At 55.3% G+C, this 25071-nt stretch carries 21 protein-coding genes; 14 read left to right on the forward strand and 7 right to left on the reverse strand.

Annotated features, from left to right (window positions below):
• Position 1 precedes the first annotated feature (1 nt).
• Positions 2-2488 (reverse strand): DEAD/DEAH box helicase, encoded by a 2487-nt coding sequence (locus G6R38_RS05925; protein WP_166821383.1) that lies wholly within the window; start codon positions 2486-2488, stop codon positions 2-4.
• 129 nt (positions 2489-2617) lie between these two features.
• Positions 2618-4069: an arylsulfatase gene (locus G6R38_RS05930; RefSeq protein ID WP_206028486.1), complete on the reverse strand. Its 1452-nt coding sequence runs from the start codon at positions 4067-4069 to the stop codon at positions 2618-2620.
• Between the two features lie 113 nt (positions 4070-4182).
• On the opposite strand from G6R38_RS05930, the gene G6R38_RS05935 reads away from it, so the two are divergent.
• From G6R38_RS05935 to G6R38_RS05955, 5 genes are all read left to right on the forward strand, one after another.
• The gene (locus G6R38_RS05935) at positions 4183-5931 is read left to right on the forward strand and encodes a cytochrome c peroxidase (protein ID WP_166821389.1); all 1749 of its coding nucleotides are present in this window, start codon (positions 4183-4185) and stop codon (positions 5929-5931) included.
• 175 nt (positions 5932-6106) lie between these two features.
• Entirely contained in the window at positions 6107-7012 is a 906-nt protein-coding gene (locus tag G6R38_RS05940) for a dihydrodipicolinate synthase family protein (protein WP_166821392.1), read from the forward strand.
• 197 nt (positions 7013-7209) lie between these two features.
• Complete coding sequence (locus tag G6R38_RS05945; protein ID WP_166821395.1) at positions 7210-7446, forward strand: hypothetical protein; 237 nt, start codon at positions 7210-7212, stop codon at positions 7444-7446.
• Positions 7447-7590: 144 nt separating this feature from the next.
• Positions 7591-7881, forward strand: coding sequence for a hypothetical protein (locus tag G6R38_RS05950; protein ID WP_166821398.1), 291 nt, complete (start codon positions 7591-7593; stop codon positions 7879-7881).
• A 278-nt stretch (positions 7882-8159) separates the two neighbouring features.
• On the forward strand, positions 8160-9914 hold the full coding sequence (locus G6R38_RS05955; RefSeq protein ID WP_166821401.1) for an adenylate/guanylate cyclase domain-containing protein: 1755 nt from the start codon (positions 8160-8162) through the stop codon (positions 9912-9914).
• A gap of 23 nt (positions 9915-9937) precedes the next feature.
• Here the strand turns inward: G6R38_RS05955 and G6R38_RS05960 are convergent, their stop codons facing one another.
• A complete protein-coding gene (locus G6R38_RS05960) occupies positions 9938-10837 on the reverse strand; it encodes an STM4011 family radical SAM protein (protein WP_166821404.1) in 900 nt (299 codons plus the stop codon).
• 5 nt (positions 10838-10842) lie between these two features.
• A complete protein-coding gene (locus tag G6R38_RS05965; protein WP_240928090.1) occupies positions 10843-12261 on the reverse strand; it encodes an STM4012 family radical SAM protein in 1419 nt (472 codons plus the stop codon).
• A 188-nt stretch (positions 12262-12449) separates the two neighbouring features.
• Between G6R38_RS05965 and G6R38_RS05970 the strand changes: the two genes are divergently transcribed.
• The 8 genes from G6R38_RS05970 to G6R38_RS06005 all read left to right on the forward strand — a co-directional run bounded on the left by G6R38_RS05970 (position 12450) and on the right by G6R38_RS06005 (position 21650).
• A complete protein-coding gene (locus tag G6R38_RS05970; RefSeq protein ID WP_166821407.1) occupies positions 12450-13919 on the forward strand; it encodes an NHL repeat-containing protein in 1470 nt (489 codons plus the stop codon).
• Between the two features lie 281 nt (positions 13920-14200).
• On the forward strand, positions 14201-14743 hold the full coding sequence (locus tag G6R38_RS05975; protein WP_166821410.1) for a peroxiredoxin: 543 nt from the start codon (positions 14201-14203) through the stop codon (positions 14741-14743).
• A 111-nt stretch (positions 14744-14854) separates the two neighbouring features.
• Complete coding sequence (locus G6R38_RS05980) at positions 14855-15481, forward strand: carboxymuconolactone decarboxylase family protein (RefSeq protein WP_166821413.1); 627 nt, start codon at positions 14855-14857, stop codon at positions 15479-15481.
• A gap of 47 nt (positions 15482-15528) precedes the next feature.
• On the forward strand, positions 15529-16446 hold the full coding sequence (locus tag G6R38_RS05985; protein ID WP_206028487.1) for a pseudouridine synthase: 918 nt from the start codon (positions 15529-15531) through the stop codon (positions 16444-16446).
• A 6-nt stretch (positions 16447-16452) separates the two neighbouring features.
• Positions 16453-16812 (forward strand): hypothetical protein, encoded by a 360-nt coding sequence (locus G6R38_RS05990; RefSeq protein WP_166821416.1) that lies wholly within the window; start codon positions 16453-16455, stop codon positions 16810-16812.
• 135 nt (positions 16813-16947) lie between these two features.
• Positions 16948-17820, forward strand: coding sequence for a dihydroorotate dehydrogenase electron transfer subunit (locus G6R38_RS05995; RefSeq protein ID WP_240928091.1), 873 nt, complete (start codon positions 16948-16950; stop codon positions 17818-17820).
• Between the two features lie 61 nt (positions 17821-17881).
• Positions 17882-20953: a PVC-type heme-binding CxxCH protein gene (locus G6R38_RS06000; RefSeq protein ID WP_166821422.1), complete on the forward strand. Its 3072-nt coding sequence runs from the start codon at positions 17882-17884 to the stop codon at positions 20951-20953.
• A gap of 217 nt (positions 20954-21170) precedes the next feature.
• Positions 21171-21650 carry a YybH family protein gene (locus G6R38_RS06005; RefSeq protein ID WP_166821425.1) on the forward strand — a complete coding sequence of 160 codons (480 nt, stop codon included), beginning with the start codon at positions 21171-21173 and terminating at the stop codon, positions 21648-21650.
• Positions 21651-21654: 4 nt separating this feature from the next.
• Here the strand turns inward: G6R38_RS06005 and G6R38_RS06010 are convergent, their stop codons facing one another.
• Together G6R38_RS06010 and G6R38_RS06015 are read right to left on the reverse strand one after the other, a co-directional pair.
• A complete protein-coding gene (locus G6R38_RS06010; protein WP_166821428.1) occupies positions 21655-22197 on the reverse strand; it encodes an NUDIX domain-containing protein in 543 nt (180 codons plus the stop codon).
• Between the two features lie 6 nt (positions 22198-22203).
• Positions 22204-22941: a hypothetical protein gene (locus tag G6R38_RS06015; RefSeq protein WP_166821431.1), complete on the reverse strand. Its 738-nt coding sequence runs from the start codon at positions 22939-22941 to the stop codon at positions 22204-22206.
• 411 nt (positions 22942-23352) lie between these two features.
• Here G6R38_RS06015 and G6R38_RS06020 point away from each other — a divergent pair, with 411 nt between their 5' ends.
• Positions 23353-23802 carry an STAS domain-containing protein gene (locus tag G6R38_RS06020; RefSeq protein ID WP_166821434.1) on the forward strand — a complete coding sequence of 150 codons (450 nt, stop codon included), beginning with the start codon at positions 23353-23355 and terminating at the stop codon, positions 23800-23802.
• A gap of 26 nt (positions 23803-23828) precedes the next feature.
• Here G6R38_RS06020 and G6R38_RS06025 read toward each other — a convergent pair whose 3' ends face one another.
• On the reverse strand, positions 23829-25061 hold the full coding sequence (locus tag G6R38_RS06025; RefSeq protein ID WP_166821436.1) for a DUF4350 domain-containing protein: 1233 nt from the start codon (positions 25059-25061) through the stop codon (positions 23829-23831).
• Positions 25062-25071: the final 10 nt, after the last annotated feature.

The following is a 25071-nucleotide window of genomic DNA, read 5'->3' on the forward strand; positions in this document are numbered from 1 at the left end:
ATCAGTCCTCATCCAGTAAGTCGCCGCCGAATTCGTCGGCGTCTTCGTCGAGGTCGGTGAGGGCGTCGGCGGTTTCTGCTTCGGCTTCACCTTTGACGGGGTCGGCTTGGTTCTTGGCGGCTTCGATAGCTTTGTCGGTGCTTTCCGGATCGACGCCGCGACAGCTTTCGGTCACGCGGTCGGCGATGTCTTGCAGTTCGGCTTGCCACTCTTTGGGATCCATGCCGGGCGGCGTGACTTGCTGAAACTCACCGCATAGCAGAATCAGCCGCAACAGATGCCGAAAGACCATGCCCTCTTGTTTGGTCAATTCGTTGGAGCGGACGAACAAATCGAAGTCGCCGCCGAGCGAAAGCAAGTCCCCCGCGACCCACACACCCATCGTGCGGACGTCTTTCACACCAGGGAATTCGGAATCGAACAGCAGTCGCAACTTGTCGCCGAGCGTGGGGGTCCAACGTTCTTCGAACGGGAGTTCGCGTTTTTCGTCGTCGGTTTTGAACGCTAACTGTTCGGCGGTGGCCAGTCCGCGTTGGATGAGTTCGTTATCGAGATATTCTGTCGCCAGCGGTCCCCGGGGAAGATCTTCCGGCACGCGGACGTGTCGCCGCATCGAACCCGGCATTTCCAACACACTTTCCAGAGCCTGGATGCGTTCAATCGGATCCGCCTTCGCGAGATGATCGACCAGAAACGATCCGTAAATCGGATTAATACTGCGAAACGCGAGCAACTGAGAGAGTTTCTCTGTCGGGTGCGCGAACTTAGGTACGTACGCTTCGGCGTCGTCGTTTGGCGAGTCGGCCGGTTGGTCCTTCTTTTTCTTGGCTTCTGGTTTCTTCGTTTTGCCTTCGTCTTCGCGAGCTTCTTGGATGAGTGCCCCAAGCAAACCCTGAGTAGCGGGTGGTTCTTCCGGTTCGGGTTGCTCGTTGGTTTCTGTTTTCGCGACGACCGTCGGCGGCGGTTCGGGCGGTGCCGGTTCCAATCGGACAAAACCGCCAGCCCATAGGGTTTTCAGCATCCGATTGAGTGCTTTCTGCGAGGTCTCCAATTGCTTATCGGTGAGCAATCGTTTGCTGATGACCTGCCGAATGCGTTCGACATCTGGCGAGAGTTCGAGCAAATACGCCAAGAGTCGCCACGGAAGTTGTCCACGACTGGCGAGTTTGCCGGGTGGTGCGGTGGTGAGTTTCTCGAACTGTTCTTCACTCCAATACTGTTCGTTCTGCCGCCGCTTGGGCATCTTCTTCATGATGCGTTTGCGGGCTTTGATCAAGTTCGGGTCTTTGGTGTCTTCGGGGATCGTGTCGTGTTTTTCCTTCCAACGGGCGATTTTGACATCATCCTCGTGGGCGAGTGCGTACACGTATCCTTCCGTATCGAACTGCGGGCGACCGGCTCGACCGAACATTTGATGAGCGGAGCTGGCATCGATGACTTTTTTCTTTCCGGGCGGTCCTTTCAAAAGTGTCGTGAGCAACACCGATCGCGCAGGAAGATTGATGCCAGCGGCGAGCGTCTCGGTGCACACGCAGACGCTGAGAAGTTTCTTTTGAAAGAGGTGTTCGACGATCCGGCGATACTTCGGCAGCAACCCCGCGTGATGCACGCCCACGCCGCGAAGGAGGATCGTCTTCAATTTGGGACCAGCCCCATGCGAGAGGTCGTGCGTGTCGATTTCGGCAGCGAGTTGTTTCTGTCGATCACTGTCAATGAGCGATTTTCCGCGGAGTTGTTCCGCGACGCTCCAACACTGCTCGCGGTTGAAACAGAACACCAGAACCGGCGTGCGGCGGTCTTCGTCGTCGCCGGCAGCGATGTCTTCGAGATGCTCATTCAACAACCGATCGCCGACCCACACATACTCCAACGGGACTTTCCGTTCGTGTCCCTGTACGAGTTGCAACCGTCGTCCGTGACTCTTCGCCAACCACACAAGAAAATCGACACTGTTGCCGACCGTCGCCGATAGCAACAATAGCCGCGTGTGTTTCGGCAGCAAGCCGAGCGAGAGTTCCCAGACGATGCCTCGATCGGGCGAGTTGAACGTGTGGAATTCATCCATCACCACAGCGGCGACATCTTCAAACTCAAAGCCTTCGGGATGCAGCAATCGATTCAGCAAAATTTCCGCAACGACGCAGAGGATTTTCGCGTCGGGATTCACTTTGCGATTCCCGGTGATCAGCCCGACATCATCCGCGGAAAAGCCCCACTTCTCGGCGGACTCACAGAGTTCGTGATACTTTTGCTCGGTCAACGCGATCAGCGGCGTTGTCAGGTACGCTTTCTTGCCGGTGTGCAACGCTTCGAACAAGGCCGCTTCAGCGATCAACGTTTTGCCTGTGCCAGTCGGAGCACACACGAGCACGCCTTGTGAGTCGGTGAACCACGCCAAAAGCGCCTCCTCCTGAACCGGATACGGTTCGTAGGGGAGTTGTTCCAGGTACATCGCACAGAGGTCGTCTCGCGAAAGCGAATCGGTCATTGGGGGCACATCTGAGTTGGTAGTCGAAGAACTTTGCGTCACTCCGTGGTGTTTCAATTTGGTGCCACGGAGTTGCGGAGGATCTCGGGAAAATCTCGTAGGGATTTGGACGAACGATATCAGAAAACATCAATCGATGGCCGGGATCGGGAACAATTTGCTTGGGGTGTGCTCGCGTTCCATGATGGCTTCGAGTTTGGCAAGGATGTCGGGGTGTTGGTCGGCGACATCGTGAGCTTCGGCGATATCTTCGTCGAGATTGTAGAGCTGTGTTTTCAGCGGTTTCTTGTTGTTCTTGCGGAACAAATTCTCCCGCAACGCTTTCCACTTGCCCATGCGGACGGCTTGTTGACCGCCGTAGGACGGGAACTCCCAATACAAGAAACCTCGCGGTTGTTGGTCGTCGGTCTTGCCCATCAAGGTGGGAGCGAAACTTAGGCCGTCAATGTCTTTCGGAGCTTTGGTGCCGGTGAGTTCGGCGATCGTCGGCAGAAAATCCCAGAACGCGGCTTGGTGATCAGTCACAGTGCCGGCAGGAATGTGACCGGGCCAACGAGCAACCATGGGCACACGAATTCCACCTTCTTTCAGACTTCCCTTTAATCCCGTCATCGGTCCATTGGATTCGAAGAACTCCGAATCGGAACCGCCGAGGCGATTGTACGTCGGTCCGTTGTCCGAGGAGAAGAAGACCACGGTGTTGTCATCCAGATCGAGTTCCTCGAGCAAACTCAAAATCTTGCCGACATCGCGATCCATATGTGAGACCATCGCCGCATAACCGGCTCGCGGTTTCGGATGTTGTAGGTATCCACGGTGTTTGTAGTCTTCCTCGGGGATGACGTCGGTGTACTCGTCGAGCGAATCCTGAGGGACTTGAATCGAGAGGTGGGGGATCGCGAACGGCAGATACACAAAGAACGGTTCGTCTTTTTTCTCACGGATGAAGTCGAGAGCCGTTTTGGTGAAACCATCTTGGGAGAACGTTTTGCCGTTCAGTGTGCGATCGTTGCCCGGTTGCGGGATTTTTTGATTGTTCCGCCATAGGAACTTGGGATAGTGATTGTGGGCATGAACTTGGCAATTGAAACCGTAGAATAAATCGAACCCCTGTTTGTTCGGATCGCCAGTCGTGCCGAAATGACCGAGCCCCCATTTTCCGGCGGCCATCGTGGCATAGTCTTTCTGCTTGAGGACTTCTGCAATCGTGACTTCCTCACTCGGAATAGGATTCTGACCGGGAAACTCCCAGCCGTTTTTTTCCTTCTCAGCAAGATATTCGGGCGTTTTCTTCGGGTTCCCATTGGTACGGATATAAGCGTGTCCGGGATGTTTGCCGGTCATCAAGTTGCATCGTGACGGTGCACACACGGCGTTCCCAGAATAGAAATCCGTAAACCGAATTCCCTGCTCGGCGATGCTGTCGATATATGGGGTCTTGATCCACTTTTGTCCATAGCAACCAAGTTCGTTCCAACCGAGGTCATCAGCCACGATCAATACAATATTCGGTGGACGTTCCGCGGCTCGAAGGGGAAGAGACACCAACAGCAAAACCAACAAGAGCAGACGAGATGACATTGTGTCGAACCTTTTTGGAAGTCGTGAACGCAAACTTGTCTCGGCAGATGCTAACATAATGAGTTGCGACTTTGCAGAATGGGAGGCGATGAGATGAGGGAAGGACGGATAGCGTGAATCGGTTATTGATTTTTTTCTTCTGGATGACAACCGGAACGGTTTGCTCAGCGCAGGTTTCGGCATCTGAAGACGTTTCCGATCGGGTGACGGCGAGACACCCTGTCGCTGCGGTGGTGTCGGCGGATGGCAGCGGCGTGTGGATCGCCAACCGACGTGGCGGTAGCGTCTCGCGGTTGGATTCGGAGCGATTGGAGGTCGTCGGCGAGTATCACATCGCTCGGGAACCAACTGACCTACAGCGATTCGGTGATGAATACCTCGTCACCGATTTCCAATCGCACGAGCTGATTGGCTTCCAAGTTCGAGACGAAACGCCGATTGTGCGGTTCCGGGTGCCGGTTGCGAAGTATCCGGTGCGAGTTGCGGTCGAGGAACAACGTAGCCTGGGATTTGTAACGTCGTTGTGGTCCCGGCGGCTGAGTGTGGTCAATTTGGACGCCAACCCGCCCAACGTTTTGAAGACGATCGATTTGCCGTTCGCTCCCGAGTCGCAAACCTTTTTGGATGATAATACGCTGGTTGTCGCGGATGCGTTCGGTGGACGGTTGGCGGTTGTCAGTTGTGATGACTGGCAAATTCGTGCGATTCACGACATCCCGGCTCATAACATCACGGACATGATCGTGCGGGATGGGCGGTTGTGGCTGACGCATCAAATTCTCACCGACACCGCACACACGACCGCTCAGAACATCCGCTGGGGTGTGTTGATGACGAACGCCGTCCGGTCGTTGGCGATCACCGATTGGATTGATCCCGAAAGCAATATCCTCGAAGACAGCCGACTGGTCCGTCTGGGCGGTGACATCGGCGGTGGGGCCAGCGATCCCGAAGCGTTAGTGCCGTTCAAGGACGATTGGCTGGTCTGCTTGGGCGGCATCGACAAACTTGCGATCTGTTCGCCGGATTGGAATGCGGTGCAACGTCTTTCGGTTGGTTCGCGTCCGGTGGAGGTGATTGTCGACTCAAAACATGATCGGGCTGTCGTGCTGAATCAACTATCGGATTCGATGACGATTGTCGATCTCGCGGAACAAGCTGTCATCAAGACGGTTCCCCTGGGGCCGCCGCGAACGTTGTCGGCGAAGGATCGGGGCGAACGGTTGTTTCATTCCGGTCGGTTGTCGCACGTGGGGTGGATGAGTTGCCAGTCGTGTCATCCCGATGGACACACCAACAACGGTTTGGCGGACACGCTCGGCGATGGTGCGTACGGCGATCCGAAACGCGTGCTCTCTCTCGGTGGCGTTGCGGACACGAATGACTGGGCCTGGAACGGTTCGGTTCGGGAACTCACCGAACAAATGCGGAAGTCCGTCGAAACCACCATGCGGGGCGGTACGATCACCGCTGAAACCGCTGGCGATTTGGCGACGTATTTGTTCACCCTCGACTTTGCACCATCGCTGATCGACGCTCGCGATGCGCGAAACGATCCTGACATCCAGAAGCAGATTGAAAAAGGACGGGCGGTTTTTCAATCCCAGGGATGTGCGGAATGTCATGTGCCGTCGTTCACCTACACGACCGACGGTGCGTACGATGTTGGTCTGCACGACACGGTTGGCAATCGCAAGTTCAGCCCGCCCTCGCTGCGGGGCGTGAGTCAACGCGATCGGTGGTTGCACGATGGACGAGCGACATCGCTAGAGGAAGTCTTTTCGGAATGGCACCACCAACTCGAAACTCCGCTTAATCCGGAGAATCTGCGTAATCTAGTGGTATTTTTACAAAGCCTGTGATCGTTTCGGAAAGAAACTCAAGTTGCATCCGGAAAGCCAAGTGCGTGCAGCATAATCGCACGGTATGGTGTTGACTGAAACCATCAAATACACGTCTTCGTGGTGACCAGGTGGAAAGCCGGACCGACCCGTTTTTCGACCGAATGAGCTACGGAGGATCTTGGATCAACTTCCCATGACAAGAACCGAACTGATTGCCGCCGCTTACACGCCGATGTGTGCCGACGGGGCGTTGAATCTTGATTCCGTCGAACCGATGGCGGAACATTGTTTGGCGACCGAGGTGGATGGCGTTTTCATCGCTGGGAGCACTGGCGAATGTCATTCACTGACGTTGCCGGAGCGAATGGCCCTCAACGAGCAATGGGCGAATGTGGCTCGCGGGACCGAACTGCAAGTCATTTCGCATGTCGGGAGCCACTCGCAGCCCGATGCGATCGAACTGGCACGTCAATCCAGCGAATTGGGACTGACGGCAATTTCCGCGGTGGCACCATCATATTTCAAACCGGCGAGTGTGGCCGACTTGGTCGATTTCATGAAGCCCGTCGCCGCCGCTGCCGAGGATTTGCCGTTTTACTATTACCACATCCCACCGATGACCGGTCTGACGTTGTCGTTGCCTGAGATTGCCCAACGATTCCGAGAGGAAGTCCCCAACTACGCCGGCTACAAATTCAGCAGCACGGACCTGGAATTGCTTCAACTCACGCAAGCCGTCGACCCGAATGCCAAGGTGTTCTTCGGGACCGATCAAATGTTGATTGCGGCATGGATTTTTGGTGTGCGGGCAGCCGTTGGCAGCACGTACAACTTTGCAGCGCCGCTCTACCGACGGATTCTCGATGCCTGCGAACGCGGCGATTTGGAAACCGCTCGGCACGAGCAAGGGCTTTCGGTGCGAATGGTCGATGCCATGCGAAAGACCGGTTTCTTGGGAACATCGAAAGCCTTGATGAAGCATTTGGGCGTCGATTGCGGACCGATCCGCTCGCCATTGGCGAACGTCGATCCGGCGAAGATGGGACCGATCATCGAAGAACTTGAAGCGATGGACGTGCTGGCTCCGGCATTTCGCTAAACCAAGTTCGGAATCGCGGCGGTGTGTGTGGCGTTTCGGCAACCATTTTTAGGATTTTGTTGATTTCGGACGACACGTGTGAATTCTCGACCTATGTTTCCATGACGGAGCTGATGCTGCGACGGAGCGTATCGAGACCGTAATCCCGGTTTGCACTTCCGACGACCTCGACAAACCTTTCGATGGAGCTTCTTTTGATGTTCAACCTCGCTCGTAAGCTGTTCAACGACGAAGCCGGCTACATTATGTCGGCGGAACTGGTTCTGATTGGAACGATTGTCACGTTGTCTTTGGTGGTCGGTCTTTCGGAGATTTCGTTCGCCGTCAACAACGAACTGCACGACGTTGCCAACGCCTACAACGCACTCAGCCAAGATTCCGATTCCCGCTACTTGGAACCGCTGGGCGACTCCTACGCGGAAGCGGAATATTAAGACACTGCGATCGGAATCCGGTGGAAATGGCCTGTCGGCTGGAAATTCGTGAATGGCCTTCTACAATGGACGGCTAATTAGCCCCCTTATTTGAAATGGGGGGTCTGTTTCGCTGACCGTCTGTCGTTTCCCCGCGGGATTTCCATGGCCAAGAAGAAAGCCAGTCGAAAAAAGGGGTTTGCCCTCGGCACTCCGGTTCGCGTTCGTCCGGGAATCACGGCCCCTGAATTTCCAGATGTCGAATGTGCGGGTTGGACCGGTGTGGTTCGCGATACGATCGGAAAGAAATCCGATCCTCAGTACGTCGTCGAGTGGGACGACGCCACGATCAGTGCGATGCCGGACGGCTACGAACAACAATGTGAAGAGAAAAACCTGTTGTTTTCGATGTCTTGTTTCACCGAAGCACAACTGGAGCCGATTCCAGAGTCGTAAATATATTAAGATGAAAAGATGTCGGTTTCGATCGTCTGACTCGTCTTCAGCGGCGACGACAACGAGTGGTGTTGTGTTCCCTCGGTTGTCCCTGCTTGAGATCAGCCATCGCAACCGGCCGGTATTTTTCGGGTTTCGAGAATAGCCAACTTGTGAAACTGTTTTCGTGTGATCACAATGGGCGGATCACACACAGACATGGCGGGGATGTTTGAATCACGATTGCGATGGACGCGCAACGAAGGGAACAATGAAGCCGTTCCCACGGAGGGAAACCGTTGACCGGTACCGATAAAATTCAATCTTGCACGCTGGAATACGAGATCGCCGGAGAGCCGCGGCAGCGAGTTCTCTCACAGGCGGTGGTCACGATGGGACGGGCCGCCAACTGTGATATGGTCTTCCCGGACAGTGTCGCCGGAATGAGCCGCCATCACGCGACGTTACTGGTGATCGGCGGAAAGTGGCGTGTCAAAGATGCCGGCAGCCGAAACGGGACTTTTGTCAATCAGTCGCCCGTGGCCGAGCAAACTCTTAAAGACGGCGATGTGATCAACCTGGGACCGCTTGCGATCGTCTTTCGCACGGGCGATGCCAGTTCCAAGAGCACTCCGAAATCGACCCGCCGTGAGCAAGCCGAGAGCAGCGTGCGTTTTGAGGACGGACCGGCTCCAAACGTGAGCATGTCGATCGACTTAACGAGCATGCTGCGGATGGTTGGATCCGGAGGCGAGTCGGCGAACGTCGGTGGCGGGCGGCTGGAAAGTTTGGAAGCCAGTGCGGTGCCCATCGACGAAGATGGCCCATTGAGTACCGTAGGGGCGTCGGGACCGCTGGGAATTGAGTTGTTCAGCCGACTCGGTGAAGCGCTCGCCAAAACCGATGCCCTGGAACAGATGCTCGAAGGCATTCTCGATCTGGTCTTCCAGCATGTGCCCGCTCAGCGTGGTCTGATTTGCTTGATCGATGACAAGACCAACGAGCTGATCCCCCAGGCCATGAAGATCCGTGGCCGTGAACCGAGTGACAAGAAGTCCGTTCCCTTTGGGATCAGTCGAAGCATCACCGACGAGGCGATTCGGATGCAACGCTCCTTGTTGGTGGGCGATGCCACAAGCGATTCGCGTTTTGCCGAAGCCAAAAGTATTCATAGCTTCGACATCAAAGCCGCAATGTGCGTGCCTCTATACAACAAGGGAAACGTCGACGGTGTGATCTACATCGATACCGTTGGCAATCGGGAACGCTTTTTGCAAAGCCATTTGGAACTTGTCACGGCGATGTCGTTGTTCTCGGCTGTCGCTCTGGAGCAGGCTCGGTTGCGGGAAGAGATCGCGGCTGAGCAGGTTAAACGGCAACGATTGTCCCGTTATCACCCGGCGGCCGTTGTCGAGCAAATCTTGGCCCGCGCCGATGATCAAGAAATGATGGCCGAAGACCGGGTCGTCAGCGTGCTTTTCGCAGACCTGTGCGGTTTCACGACGCTCTCGGAAAAACTCAAGCCGGCCGATGTTGTTCGTCTGTTGAACACCGTGTTCGAGATGCTCAGTGAGTGCGTGTTTCTGCACAAAGGAACGCTCGACAAGTTCATGGGCGATGGCATGCTGGCGTTTTTCGGTGCTCCGCTGGAACAACCGCAGCATGCGTTGCATGCAGTCAAAGCCGCGTTGCAAATGCAGCTCGAAATTCAGCGATACAACGCCGCCAATCCCGACCAGCCGGATATCGGAATCCGCGTGGGGATCAACAGCGGACCAGCGGTCGTCGGAGACATCGGCAGCTTGACCCGCAAGGACTATACCGTCATCGGGGACACAGTCAATGTTGCCAGCCGGTTGGAATCTTCCGTCGCAAAACCGGGGCAAGTCGTGGTTGGTCCAGGAACAGAACAGTTGGTTGGCAGAAAGGTGGTTACTCAACCGCTCGTTCCCATTCAGCTGAAAGGCCGAGTCGAACCTGTCACCCCTTACCTCGCCATCCGGACGCGTAGCGAGTACGACACCAACGAAATCGACGTTGCGGTGGAACCTTGAATTCGTTGTTCGTCAACGATGACTCATCGGTTTGGTATCGCTGTTGAATCTTCGAGGACACGTGTCTGCGGAATGCGTGCGAGAATTTCGTCGCCGTAGATTGCCTCTTGCCCAAGTTCCGGCATGTGGACGTAACCGATGTGGCAACCGCAGGTGTTGTTGGGGCACGGTCGCGATGTCAGGGCGGACTGCCAATCGGGATCGTAGATGTTACCGATCGGTGTGCGAACGAAGTGACAACGACGGATGGTCCCATCTCCATCAACAGAGATCACCGACCGACCGGTTCTGCAATCTCGTCCCAAACTCGGGTGATCGACGATGTTCGTCGGGAAATACGGGTCGATCTCCGTGAGACGATTCCGCTCGGTGGGTGAGTAGGGAAATTTCGTCCCGTCACCGCTATCGTAGGCGTTGATCCACAAATAGGTTTCTGGCGGAAGTTCCGCACGCATCACGGTGATTTCGTCAAAGTCTTGCGGGCGTCCGACCATCCCGACACTGTGTTGGATACCAAAATCTTGCAATTGCTTGCATCTCGTCAGAAAGCCTGTTCGGCTGGTTTCCGACGGATGGTAAGTGCACCATAACGCAACGCGATCGGTCCGAGTGTCGCGGAGCCAATCGAGCGGACCTGACAGATTCGTCTGTGCAACGACCCGTTGGATATGGTCGGCATGCGATAGCCGACGGAACGCGTCGTGGTACCAACGTCGCGTCAATGCTTCGCCCCAAGGCGTGAAGAATATCGCAAGTTTTCCAACCGCATCGTTCAAGACCCAATCGGTGAACCGTTCGAGGGCCCGACGATCGGTCGCAAGTTCTGCGGCCGTCTCGTGATGCTTGGCAAAGGGACAGTATTCGCAGGCGTAGTTGCAACTCGAAAGCGGCCCACGATACAGGATGGTCAAGTCGGCTGCCATGACGATTACTTCAATTCGTATTCTCGCATGTGGTTGCGGACCGTGACTGAGTTCAACCAAGGACCGATGGCATCCGAGCGTTCCAAACCGGCTGGCGTGAGTGTGATTCGTTCAGCGTCGATTACCGCGAGTTCCGAAGTTTGCAGGGTCTGCAACTCTGGCAGATGTTCCAGCACATCAGACTGGAATTGGTCTTGGTACTCTCGTCGCGAAAGCCCTTCCGCTTGCAACAGGGAAAGTACCACAAACCGGCGTTGCCTATCGTCGGGGGCTAAGTGAAACCCGTGTTGAGCGGACCGAAAACTTGCCGCGTCCCGATTGATGTAATCGCCAAGAATCGCCCGCACACCGTTTCGGCGGACGGCATACTCGGTCGAGTAATGTAGCGATTGCGAATACGATCGGGCGCCGCAACCGAGACCGATCATGCCATCGGTTTGACAGTGGTAATCGGGAGTCGCAACGGAATCCATCTGCGAGCAGCGACGAAACATTCGCATGGAAACCTGTTCGTAGCCGGTGTTCAGGAGCAGATCACGGGCGGCCCGATACGCGGTCAATCGTTGTTCGTCCCACGTTTGTTCGCGGTTGGCCAATCCCGTCAGTGGGCGAACGTAAAGCGGATACAAATACAATTCCTCTGGCGAGTAGCGAATCGCGGTGGAGACATCTTTCAACCAATCATCCGTGGATTGGCCAGGAGTGCCATAGATCAAATCGAGGTTGAGCGTGGGGAACCTGATGTCCTGCAGCAATTCAATTGCGTCTTCGACCCGACTTCGGTTCTGCGGGCGGCCCATGCGATGAGCGGTTGCGTCGTCGAAGGACTCCACGCCCATGCTCACGCGTGTTACGCCGGTATGCCGGAGCCATTCCAGTTTCTCTCGGTCGATCGTTGCGGGGGAGACTTCAAACGAAAGTGGAACCGACCCGGTGGTGGCTTCCATCACATCATTGACGATGCCAAAAAGTTTTTGCAATTCCGGGAGCGTCAGAAACGAAGGTGTGCCGCCACCAATGGCCATCTGTGCGAATGTTCGCGGGCCGATGCTGTCGCGGACCTGCTGAGCTTCTGCGTGAAGCTGTCGCAAATACCGGCCGACCAAACCGTCTTCCGGGTTGGCCGCCGTGAACAAGTTGCAGAATCCGCATCGGTGTTCACAGAACGGAATATGCAAATACAGGAAGAGTCCGTCACGCCGTTCCTCTTGCCAAACGGTCGACAATGGCACCACGGGATTCAGTCGGCGATACGCAGTTTTGTGCGGATAGGAATACGCATACGAAACGTACGGGGAACCGATGGCTGGGTTCTCGGTGGGCGGGATGGCTTCGTCGGTCACTACGGTCATGATGGGCGGATTTCGAAGAATCGCGATTGATCCAATCACCTCATCGTACCGCAATGTCGAAACGAGAGCCATGAATCCCGGTATCACCTGGCCTTCACGTGTCCGATGATTGTAATGCCGCAAGACTTGCGTTAGGATCCCGAGCATTGCTAGGTGTGTTTGAAACTTGGCAACCAGAGAGGCGTGGCGAGTTCCGGAGTGGAATTCGATCGCGGATGTTGTTCACTGATTTACCACATGTTTCAAGGAGTGAATGGGCGATGTTCAAACCCAAATCGTATTTGCTAACGCTGTTCTTCGGTGTCAGCATCTGCATGGCACCATTGACGGTGACAGCTCAAGACGACGAAAAGCCAGCCGCTGAAGAAAAACCTGCTGCTGAAGAGAAGCCCGCCGAAGAAAAACCGGCGGAAAAGCCAGCTGAAGAAAAACCAGCTGAGAAACCGGCGGAAGAAAATCCCGATGTGAAACCAGTCGAAGAAAAACCGGCGGACAAGCCCAAAGAAGAAAAACCAGCGGACAAACCCAAAGAAGAGAAGCCTGCTGATAAGCCAGCAGACAAGCCCAAAGAAGACAAACCCGCTGACAAGCCGGAAGAAAAAAAGCCGGAAGAAAAACCCAAGACCGAAGATAAGCCAAAAACCGAAGACAAACCAAAAACGGAAGATAAGCCGAAGCCCGAGGACAAGCCAAAAACCGAAGAGAAACCAGCTGAGGAAGCGGAACTCGTCGGCCGTACCGTGGTCATCAATCTTGATAACCCAACCGGTTTGGCTGTCAGCGAAAGTGGAGACATCTTCATCGCCAGCCACGATGGAATTCACCGCTTCATGCCCGAGCCAAACACCTGCCCCTTGGCCATCAGCGGTTTCCCAACCGACAACTACGGCAAAGGTCCAACTTACAAGATCGGCCCGCTAGGCGTTGCGATGCTCGATGCCAACACCATCGTCGTGGGTGACGGCAGCCGTCCCGATGGCGAAGAACTCGTGCGTGTCTATAAGATTCCTGAAAAGCACCCAGGCGAATACCAAAAAGAAGACGACGCCGTTTACACCTTCGGCCCGATCAAAAAGGGTGAGCAATCCGCTCGCGGCGAAGGCAACTACTACGGTGTGGCCATCGCGAACGGTGAAATCTTCGTGACCAACAACGGCGACGACACCAAAGGCTGGATTTCCAAAATCGCTCCGAAAGACGGCAAGTGGGACGACTCCAAACTCGAACCATTCATCGCCACCAAAGAGAAAGTCGGCGTGGACGCTCCTGTCCCAGTTGTGACCGCTACCGAAGGCCCATTCAAAGATCATCTCATCGTTGGCCAAATGGGTGAAGTCTCCGCTCCTGGGGACAGCTTGCTGACCGTCTACGATCCCAAAACCGGCGACTTGGTTGCCAAAGGTGAGATGGACGGTCTGAACGACGTCTGTGGTCTAGCTTACAGCCCGAAAACGAAGAAGTGGTACGCCACGGACTTCTCTTGGGTCGATGCCAAAGCTGGTGCGTTGTACGAACTCGACGTCAAAGCTGAAGACGGCAAAGAAGGCGAAGCCAAGACTCTGAAAATCACCAAGAAAAAGCTGATGTCGCTCGACAAACCGACCGACGCTGCCTTCGACAAAGACGGCAACTTGTACGTCGCAATCTTCGGCACCGCAGCTGAAGCCGACAACGCCGATCAAATGTCTCCTGGCCAAGTCTTGAAGATTTCCGCCGATCAGTTCAAGTAATTGACCTGACCGTCGCTATCGATACGAATGAACGCGGTTCGGGAATCCGAGCCGCGTTTTTTCATACATGTTCGTGTCGCTTCGCGTGACTCAATCGTCTCGCACCCTTGTCGTCAGGGACGTGGTGGATATACTTCCGGCTAGACCGTGTCCCGGTCGTTCGTGTTCGCGATCGCCGTGCGAAGTCCCACGACGACACACCCCGCAACACAATCTCGCGATCGTTAAAACGCGACCCCTTAGATGTCGCAAACGAAATGTCTCAACTGGAGCAACTAACAATGAGTGTCCGCGTCGGCAAACCTGCCCCCGAATTCGAAGTAACCGCTTACAACCGTGACAAGGACGGGACGGACGATGAGTTTTCAACCGTCTCCCTGGGGGACTTCAAAGGCAAATGGGTTTGCCTGTTCTTCTACCCCCGCGACTTCACCTTCGTCTGCCCGACCGAAATCGTGTCGTTCAATCAAAATCTCGACGAGTTCGACGATCGCGATTGTGTCGTGCTGACCGCCAGCACCGACAGCGAATATTCACACAAAGGTTGGTGTGCATCGCACGAAGATTTGGCGAAGATGAAGTACCCCATGCTCGCCGATCCCGGCCACACGCTTTCCGAAGCGTTCGGCGTGTTCGATGACGAAAAAGGCTTGGCCTACCGGGGTATCTTCCTGATCGACCCGAACGGCATCGTGCGTTGGATGGCTGTGCACGATCTCGGTGTCGGCCGAAATGTCGACGAAACATTGCGAGTGCTCGACGCTCTCCAAACCGACAAACTTTGCCCCTGCAACTGGAAGCAAGGCGAAGAAACGTTGAACTAATCGCATCAACGCCGATCGAAAATCATTCGAAGCCCGCCCTAGCACATGGGCGGGCACGCCATCGGGTTTTGACCCGGTGGCTTTGTTTCGTTATTGGAAAGAGGGTTTCCCATGTCGCGAATCGCCCCACTACCGGCTGCGGAGGCAGTCGAAAAAACCGCTCGGACGTACGAACGAGTCTGCGAACTGTTGGGCACGGAATCGGTCCCGGAACCGTTCTTGGCCTACGGTCGCGTGCCGGCATTTTTGCAAGACTTCTTCATGAACTTTAAGAAGTTCGTTGTCGGCAGCGGAGCGCTCGACGAGCAAAAACGCACGTTGATTGCCCTCTGCGTGTGCGCGTCGGCGGGGTGTGATGTGTGGGCGAATTTCTTCACCGAACGGGCGAAATCGCAAGGATTTTCCGACGAACAAATTGCCGAGGCCCTCGCCGTCGCCTCGACGAACTACATGTACAACACGTTCTTCAAATTCCGCGACATCGCCGGCACCGATGTCTTCGAAGGCATGTCGGTTGGCCTGCGTGCCCACACCTTCCACGGCACCGGTTTTGATGACGCCACCGTCGAACTAATCAACATCGCCATCAGCGATATGAATGCCTGCAAACCCTGCGTGAGCGGTCACGTCAAGAAAGCTCGCGATCTCGGCGTGAAAGACGAAGCTATATTGGAAACCATCCAGTGTGCCGCCGTCATGCTCGCGGGTGTGCAATACCTGAAAGCCGCCGGAGTCTGACGGGCCACTTTTCCCTTGCCTTACATTCCATAACGATCGAAATTCCAATGGTTGGTCCGATTGAATCTGCATTGTCGAACGACGATGACGAACTGCAGATTCGCTTACAAAAATTTCTCGCTGCCGCCGGTTTTGGTTCGCGGCGGAAGTGCGAAGAGTACATTACCGATGGGCGTGTCACGATTGACGGAAAGCCCGCAGTTGATCTTGGGGTGAAGGTCGATCCGCGATCGCAAACCGTCGCAGTCGATGGCGAACGCATCAAGCAGGAAAAGAAGAAGTACTACGTGCTGCACAAGCCGCCGGGTTATGTGTGCACGAATCACGATCCTGGCGGTCGCCCCAGAGCGGTGGACTTGATCGCCGACGATGCCCGTCTGTTTTCGGTCGGTCGGCTCGATGAAAACAGTCTTGGTTTGTTGCTGATCACCAATGATGGTGAACTGGCCAATCGGTTGGCTCATCCCCGGTATGCGGTGCCACGGCGTTACCAGGTACATGTCGCCGGCAAACCGAACGCGGAAACGTTCAAGCAGCTCCGCGAGGGTGTGTGGTTCAACGAAGGGAAATTTTTCGTCAACCACATTGAACGCGTCCGTGGGCAAGGCAACAGTACGATTCTGGAAATCGAACTCCGCCAAGGCCGCAACCGCGAAATCCGCCGCCTGTTCGCCCGCGTCGGTCACAAGGTGATGAAACTGCAACGCGTCACCTTCGGTCCGGTCAAGCTTGGCAATCTCGGTATGGGCAAATATCGTCCGTTGCGGGAAGGTGAACTCGAAGACCTCAAAAAACTCGTGCAGCGTCAGAAGGCGAACCGTTCCGGCGGTTCGAAGAAACCAACCAGTGGCAAACGCAAACCGACTGGCAAAAAAGGCGGCGGCCGCAAGTCATCAGGCAAGAGTACAGGTTCCAAACACTCGTCGATGAAGTCATCGGGGCGGCGGGGGCGAAGAAAGCCGTAGGTCGATATGTCGACACTCGAAGATGTGAATCGTTTAAAACTGTGGGATTACCGAATTCAGCACTTCGACGGATCTCGGCTGCTGGTCATCGGAGACAATGACCTTACCTATCATCACGAGGTGGAACTCGTCTTCACAGACGTTTATCACATCAATTGTGATGTCGATTTCCACCATCCTCAGTTTTTTGAAATGGGTTCATGCGGTTGCGGTTGCGGAGCTTTTTTCACTGGAATTCAGGCTGAAGATAAAGATTTTGCAATTGCGGCCGAGAAACTTGAGGTCAGTCTTGGCACAGTCTTTCATTATCGATGCAAAGACCTGCAGCCCGGCGAACGGATCGCCTCCTGGGTTGATACCGATTGATTGCTGGCAAAGTGGCACGACAATTCTTAGATAATCCAACTCCGGCTATTGGTCCCTTGACTCTGGCCCCTGGTCCGGCGATGGTGCGGTTCGCTTCGCTGCACGCACCCTACGGAAATCATGACGGATATTTCGATGAGCACATTGCCTGGTTTGGTTCCCACGGCTCGACAAACACTGGCCACGGTGGTGGCTCATGAGCCGATGGCGAAGGATACGTATCGGTTGCGGATTCAGTGTCCGGACATTGCCGGGCAGATTCTGCCGGGGCAGTTTTTTATGGTGCACGCCCCAGGCCGTACGGATCCGCTGCTGGGCCGTCCGTTCGCGTTGTTCGATGTCTATGAAAAAGACGGCCAACCGATGGGCGTCGATTTCGGTTATGTCGTGGTCGGAAAACTCACGTCGCTGATGGCCGACTGGAAACCTGGTCAACCGGTGGAATTGTGGGGGCCGCTCGGGAATGGGTTTCCGACGCCCGATTGCGAGAGCCTGCTTTGCGTGGCAGGCGGAATCGGGCAGACACCGTTCTTGGCGGTCGTTCGCGAGGCGTTGGGATTGCGGAAGTACGGCGGTGAAGACCGTGAGCTTTCGCTGCTCCCTCGGCAAGTCGGGATGTATTACGGTGTGCGGTCGGCGGATTATTTAGCCGGCGTGAAGGATTTCACCATCGACGGATTGGAATTGCGGTTGGCGACCGATGACGGGTCGGCGGGCCATCATGGTTTCGTCACAGATTTGGTCAAAGAAGCACTGACCTCGGACGATCCACCCGACCGCGTCTACTGCTGCGGTCCCGAACCGATGATGGCCGCGACCGCGAAATTGTGTGCCGAACATAACGTGGCGTGTTGGTTGTCGCTGGAAACCCCAATGGCGTGCGGATTTGGAGCGTGTTTCAGCTGCGTGACTCGGGTCCGTCAAGCCGATGGAGATTGGGATTATCGTCGAACCTGCGTTGAGGGACCTGTTTTTCCTGCCGAAAGTTTGTATCTTGAGGAAGACTGATCAACAACCGTTGATCAATGCCCTCTGTTCTTCTCTTTCGTTGCATGGAACAATCGACGTGATGCTTGCTCGTGAATTGCCATTAACTGCTCTCCGTTTGGTTTTATTGGGAGTGCTAACGCGACTTTTTGTCCCAACTGTAAGTGTTGCCGCCGACGAGGATTTGGCGTCGGTCATGAAGCGTCTTCCCCCTGTGGAAGCGGAAGACGCAATGAAAACATTCAATATCGAAAAAGGCTTCCAGCTTGAATTGGTGGCGTCTGAGCCGATGGTTGCAGACCCCGTCGACGCGTGTTTCGACGAACACGGTTGGATGTACGTCGCCGAGATGCATGGCTATCCGTACTCGGAGGAAAAACGCCAGCAGTGCCCCAAGGGGCTCGGCAAACGCAACGCCGGCACGGTTCGTCTGCTGAAAGACACCGATGGCGACGGCGTGATGGACAAAAGCACGATTTTCGCCGACGGCGTGAGTTGGCCGCAATCGGTGTGTTGCTTCGGTGACGGCGTGTTTCTGTTGGCTCCGCCAAACTTGTATTACTTTGAAGACACCGATGGCGACGACATCGCCGATGTCAAAGAAATTGTTTACTCCGGATTCAAACGCACGAATGTGCAAGCTCTTGCCAACAACATGAAGTGGGGGCTCGATCATCGTATTTGGGCAGCTGGCGGACGCAGTGGTGCAGACCTGAGCCATCGCGGAGAAAAGCTGATTACGCTCGGGGCTCGCGATTTTCGATTCGATCCCAAAACCGAGAAACTCGACGCCGTCACCGGTGGCGGGCAATTCGGCCATTCTTTTGACGACTTCGGCAATCGCTTCGTGTGCAGCAACAGTAACCACATTCAGCATGTTGTGACTGAAGTGGCGTACCTCGAACGAAACCCGTTGGTCAGTGCATCGGGATCGATCCGCACGATTGCGAAAGAAGGGGCGGCTGCCCCAGTGTTTCGTCGGAGTCCCGCTGAACCATGGCGGATCGTGCGAACACGCCGACGGGCATCCGACCCGAATTTCGTCAAACGAGTCGCGAAAACCGAACTCGTGCCAACCGGGTTTTTCACATCGGCAACCGGTGTCACAATTTATCGAGGTGATGCATACCCTGAGGAATATCATGGCAACGCCTTCATCGGAGACGTAGGCGGCAACCTGATTCACCGCAAAACGTTGACGCCAAACGGTGTCAGCTTCATTGCCACCCGCGCGGATCAGAACACGGAATTCATTACCTCGACCGACACGTGGTTTCGACCGGTGAATTTTGTGAACGCCCCCGATGGTTCGCTGTACGTGCTCGACATGTATCGTGAAACAATCGAACACCCTTACTCCATCCCGGAAGACATCAAAGCGTTTCTCGATTTGGAAAGCGGACACGATCGCGGACGGATTTACCGGATCACGCCGCCGAATTGGAAGCGACAAACTCCGAAGGATCTCAGCAAACTTTCGCGGGAGGAACTCGTCGCGGAACTTGCTTCCGACAATAGTTGGAATCGGGAAACCGCCGCACGACTGTTGTGGCAGCAGGCGGATCAATCAACGAGTGCCGAGATTTCACAACTGTTGAAGACGCAGTTCTCGAAAACAGAGAATCCAGCCGGTCGCGTGCAGATCTTGGCTACGTTGGATCGCATTGGTGGTGCCGATGCTGCGATGCTTGCGAAATCGCTGAAAGACTCGCACCCAGCCGTTCGGGAATACGCCACCAAAATTGCCACGGCGGAAGTGTTGACTGCGGACGCCATCGCTGAGCTGATGGAAGATTCCTCAGTGCGTGTTCGGCGACAACTTGCTTTCACGCTGGGTGATGTGGATTCGCTCAGTGCATCCACGGGGTTGTTGGCGTTGATGGCGGCGAACGAAAGTGGTGATGTCGCCAAAGCGGTCTTGTCCTCGGTTCCCATGCATGCCGATGCGATGTTGAATTTGTTGATGACAGCCGCTCAAAATCACAAAGCGGAGGTGCTCGGTAAACCACTCAATCCGAAATCTCTGTTGCCAAAACTCATGCAAACGGCGACTGCACTCGACGACAACACGGGTACTTTGAATTGGCTTTCGCGGGTCACGTCTTGGGAACCGAAGAACGCCGCCGATCGTGGATTGCAACGTGGCACACTCGTTGCCATTGCCACCGGTTTGGGGCAACGTCGGCAAACGTTGGCCAAGGTGCTGCAATCTGATGCGGCCACCGACGACGTGCGAAAAGCCGTGGATACGCTATTCCGCGAAGCCGGAAAGACGGCACGCGACACCGATGCTCCCCTGGCGGAACGCATCGCCGCGACGGAACTTCTCGGGCTGTCTGTGTCGAAGACGATTCGAAAAGCTTTGGGTTCATTGCTCACCCCCGCGACCCCGCAAGGTTTGCAACGGGCCGCAATCGCTTCTTTGGTGCAGCACCAGGATTCCGATTCTACCTCCACCGTTCTGAAAAATTGGGGGGGATTAAGCCCAAGTGTGCGGGAGATGGCAGTGAGTGAGTTCCTCTCACAAACCGATGCAACGTTGGCGATGTTGAAAGCCGTTCAGGACAACGACATTTCGCGGACCGACCTTTCCCGTACTCAGCAAGAATCGTTGCGAGAGCATCCGACCAAGTCGGTTCGTAGTCTCGCCGCCCGACTGTTGAAAGCCGAACCAACTGGCGACCGCGACAAAGTCATCGCTGATTGGCAAGGAGTCGTGGAACTTGTGGGCAATGCGAAAGCGGGTCGCGAGGTGTATATGAAGCGTTGCTCGCAATGTCACCGCGCCGACGGAGCCGGTCACAATGTGGGCCCGGATTTGATCTCCATCAAGAACAAGTCGCTGGATGACTTGCTGATCAGTATTCTTGATCCGAACCGTGAACGTCAGCCGAATTACACTTCGTACAATCTCATTACCGTGGACGGGCGGGTCTTTACCGGCATTGTCGTTGCGGAAACGGCTACTGCGATCACCCTGCGACAGCCGGAAGGCAAGGAAGAAACCGTGCCCCGTGATGCGATCGATTTGCTGAAATCCAGTGGCAAATCTCTGATGCCCGAGGGACTCGAGAAAGACATCACGAAGCAACAACTGGCCGACGTACTAGCGTTTATCAAGTCCCTTGAAGACGCCAGTGCAGGGAAAAAATGATATCCTAGTGATGAGGACGATCCGTCCACTGGCGAATGCTGGTGGACGTCGACCTGCCACGGTATTGCGACAGCTCTTTCGTCCAACGAATACGTTGCTGCGATACCATGCCCCTGAATCCACTTTCGCAAACCGCTGCGAAGTTGCGAACGGTTTGCGATCGCTTGGATGCCCGAACTCCTTGTGGTCAAGAACGAACCCAGCAATCGAGTCAGTTATGAAGTGGTTCCGTTGCTTTGTGTTTACAGTCCTCTTGGTTGGCTCTGTGGCCGACATCAACGCCGCTGAGCCAACGGTTGCGGAAACGTTTCTTCGGCAATGGGCGGCCGCTTGGAAGACTTCAAACGTCGATCGCATGATGCAGTTTTACGACGACGGTCCAGAGACTCTGGCGATCGAGTCGCTGGGTCATGTTCGTCAAGGACCGGAGCAGATTCGGAAAATGTTCGAAGGGGCATTCGAGGAGTTGGTCTTCGATCGCGTGTCCGTCACGATTCTCACCCAGAAACGCCAAGACTCCGTGGCGTGGGCGACGTTTCGTTACCGGGCGAATGTTCGACTCAAAGAAACTCAGATGAAATTCGTTTTGCAGTCGCGTGGCACATTCATTCTGCGGAATGATGGCAAGACGTGGAAAATCGCAACCGAACACTTCTCAACCATTCCCGACGTGCCGCGTGTGCAACCAGACCGTTGAGACATTATTGGTTGGTGAACGTGAGGTGGGTTTTCAAAATCAGGACGCAACTCGGGCCGTGCGTGATCTCGCCGATAAGCACCTTCTCCACCGCTTCGGCCAACGGGACTTTCACGCGTCGAATCACTTCCGTACCTTCCGGAGATGGGTCGACAAATTGCAGCCCTTGAGCCAAATACAACTCCGTCGGTGAGACAAGACACGACGTGAGCGGATCGACCGTGCCAAGTTTGACGAGGCTTGACGCGACGACTCCGATTTCTTCCTGAAGTTCACGAGCGGCGGTTTGGCGTGTGTCTTCGTTGGCTTCTGTGCCCCCGCTGACAGCTTCGAGCGTGTCGCGACCCACACCGTAGTGGAATTCCTCGGTGAGATACACGTTTTGTTCGTCATCGACTGCCAACACACACACGCCAGGTTTGACGTACACCACGGTGTAAGTTCCGGGTTCGCCATCGGGACGAATTACGTCATCCTGTCTCAACGTGACCCACGGGTCGGCATGAATGGGGCGTTGCTGCAAAATCTTCCACGGTCCGTGTTGCATGGTTTGTCAGTTGTCTGTTGAGGGTGGCTCGACCGCTGGAAAACGAGCGGGAGATTTGGGTTGCTCGTCGGTCGCGGGTGGTTTGCTTGATGATTTGTTCTGCGGTGGTTCGGTTTCGTTGATGAAGCGATTCAAGATGCTGAGATATCCGTTGAGAGCCGCACCATCGGGACCGAGGTCTTTCTTCAGGTCTTCGAGGGCATCACGGGAGGTGATCGCGTCTTTACGAAGATCCCCGAGATTCTTGCGACCGGTCATCAAGCCACCAACCATGTCGTTGAAGTACGACTGTGCTTCCGGTGCAGCCAGCAGTGGGAACGCTTGCTGAATGTCCTGCAAATCTTTCGGGGCGATCGTGCCACCCCGTTGGAGTTGCTGAATCACATCGTCGGGAGACGCTCCTTTTTGACCGGGAACGGCACGACCGGTGAGTTGGTCGATGATGTCCTCCGGCGTTTTCACGGTGGACATCGATGTCGGCGATTCGGGTTGCGGAGCCGGATTCGTTTGGGCGGGTGGTTTCACATCCCCCAGGTAGATGGCACCGACTTTGTCTCGAGGGATGATGATCTTTCCCAGCAAGTCGCTCTTGAGTGTGAGCGACTTTTCGGAAAGCGATACGACACTGCCGGTAATCCGGTCGCCGTTGATCAGTTGAACTTCCTCAGCAGTCACAATGCCTGCAGCAACCAGAAAGAGCACACCAACACCAATGCGACTGATCCAACGAGTTACCCGCTGCATTGTATTTCTCCTGTGAGTGGTCGGCCCGAATTGTGTTCACTCTACGGATCCGTGAACCGTCTGTCGATGGTTTTCGGGCAGACTCGTTGAACCTTGGGAAGCTCTTGCGTTTCTGATGATCCCCGACAACGCATGTTGTGCAAACACAACATCTTCGGTGGCATGTTTGAAGTCGGAAACATGAATGTTCAAAACCTCGAACGGTGCTCGCGTGCAGTATTCAGCGGAACATGTTGATGGGTTTGGTGTTACGGCGTGTGTTCAAATTTATTTTGAAGTGGTGTCGGTTTCCGGTCCGCTCTTTGCATTTCCAAGGTGTTGTCTTCGGTTGTCCTGAGAATCCCCCGCGGATGTCCGCGGATGCTTCCGGATAGCAATCTTTCAATGACAGACACGAGGAGACAACAGCCAATGGCCTCACGCCGCAAAAAGCGTATGACGATTCATCTTTGGAACAAAACAACCGTTCTCGATTTGGGAGAAATCGAGATTTGGGATGGTGCGGACTTGGCGTTGCTGCGGGATACGCTGTCCGAGCAAGTCGAGAGTGAAGGCGTGCGGCGGTTGGGTGTCAACATGCAGTTCGTGAAGTACATCCCCAGCGGATTCTTCGGCATGTTGTACGATTGGCAGGAAAAAGGCATCGAGATTCGTTTGTTCTCACCGCAGCCGAACGTAGCCGAGATGTTGTGGTTTCGTCAATTCTTCGATCTGACCGAAGACGGCAGTTACCTGCTGCAAAGCGAACCCAAGGAAGACATGGTCGCCACGGAACCAGTCGCTGAAGTTCCCGATGAATGGGCGGACCTCAGCGAATGGGAAGAAGTGCACGGTCGGTCGCTGAGTCGTAGCAGTCGGTGAGAAAACGTCGGTCGTTGGCAACGAGACTACTCGCCGTCCGGACTTCCGACTTGTGGCCGCGACGCTCGGTGGATCATCGCCAAGCGGCGGATGACTTCTGCGGCGGTCTTGCGAGGCAACTTCGGCATCTGCGTGGCTTTCTCCGCCTGTTCGAGCAATCGCTGAACCTTAGACACCGGACGGTTTAGCCGGCGGGCGATCGGTTCCAGCACACGGTCTTCGTGACCGTGCATCGTGCCAAGTTTGAGTTCCTGACGAAGATGGCTGAGATACGCCTCCACCATTCGTCCGGAACTGCGAGCCTTCCACGCGTGGCTTCCCACGGTATCGGTGTGATCGACGAGATTTCGCCGAACTGCCGAGGCTTCCGGTTCGATCGGTCCGAATCGGCGGTTCCGCCACCAAGCGAACAGCAACACCAGCACGAAGACTTGAATCGTGACTGATCGCAACGGCGGTTCCAACAGCAACCCTACCACTTTCGGTGTGCTGCTAGCGTTCAAAGATTCGTCGAGCATCACGCGTTTGATCGGATGCGAGTTGACGGCGTTGTAGTCGTGACGGTCGGTCTTCAGAACGGCAAACGCAAGGATGGGGTTGTCGTCCCATGCGAGCGATTGGTTCCAGAACAGAAAATCGGTCGCGACCAAAATGACTTGCCCCCGTCCGACTTCCTGTACCACCGCCTGTTTGTAGCCACTGTATTCAATCAGTGCTTGCGAATTGGGTGCGTCAACAAAGGCCGACGATTCCCAATACAGATCACCGAACTCGATCAGACTGGTATGCACCACACCGGTGGTGTCTTCGTAGCGGTCGGCCGCGGTGGCGTCTTCGAGCGGTCTGACGTGCATGTCGAGACCGGGGATCGACAAGCCTGGCGAGTCGTCACGGGCGGCAACCAACAGGGTTCCCCCTTGGCGAATCCACGTGAGCAATGCGTCCCATTCATCCGCAGTCAGCTCGCGACCTGGTCCCAGCAGAGCCAGCAACGAACCGCGTGCGAATCCCGTCGATTGTTCTCGTTTGGTGAGCGACGAGAACGAGCGTTTCACTTTCCAGCCGAGTTTCTCACCCTCCTCGCGTAACAACCGATAGAACGCCAGTTTGCCTTCCGCTTTGGTGCTGTAGCTGTCGTAGTCAGAGCCTGGCGAGAAATTGGGAAACCAGAAGTGCATGCTCGCCACGCCCAACACCACGACCAACCATAGCCAAGAACTGCGGGGGAACGAAGGAGTTTTGCCGGTCGAGGTGGGCATGGTTGTCAGG

Source organism: Thalassoroseus pseudoceratinae (assembly GCF_011634775.1).
Classification (GTDB): domain Bacteria; phylum Planctomycetota; class Planctomycetia; order Planctomycetales; family Planctomycetaceae; genus Thalassoroseus; species Thalassoroseus pseudoceratinae.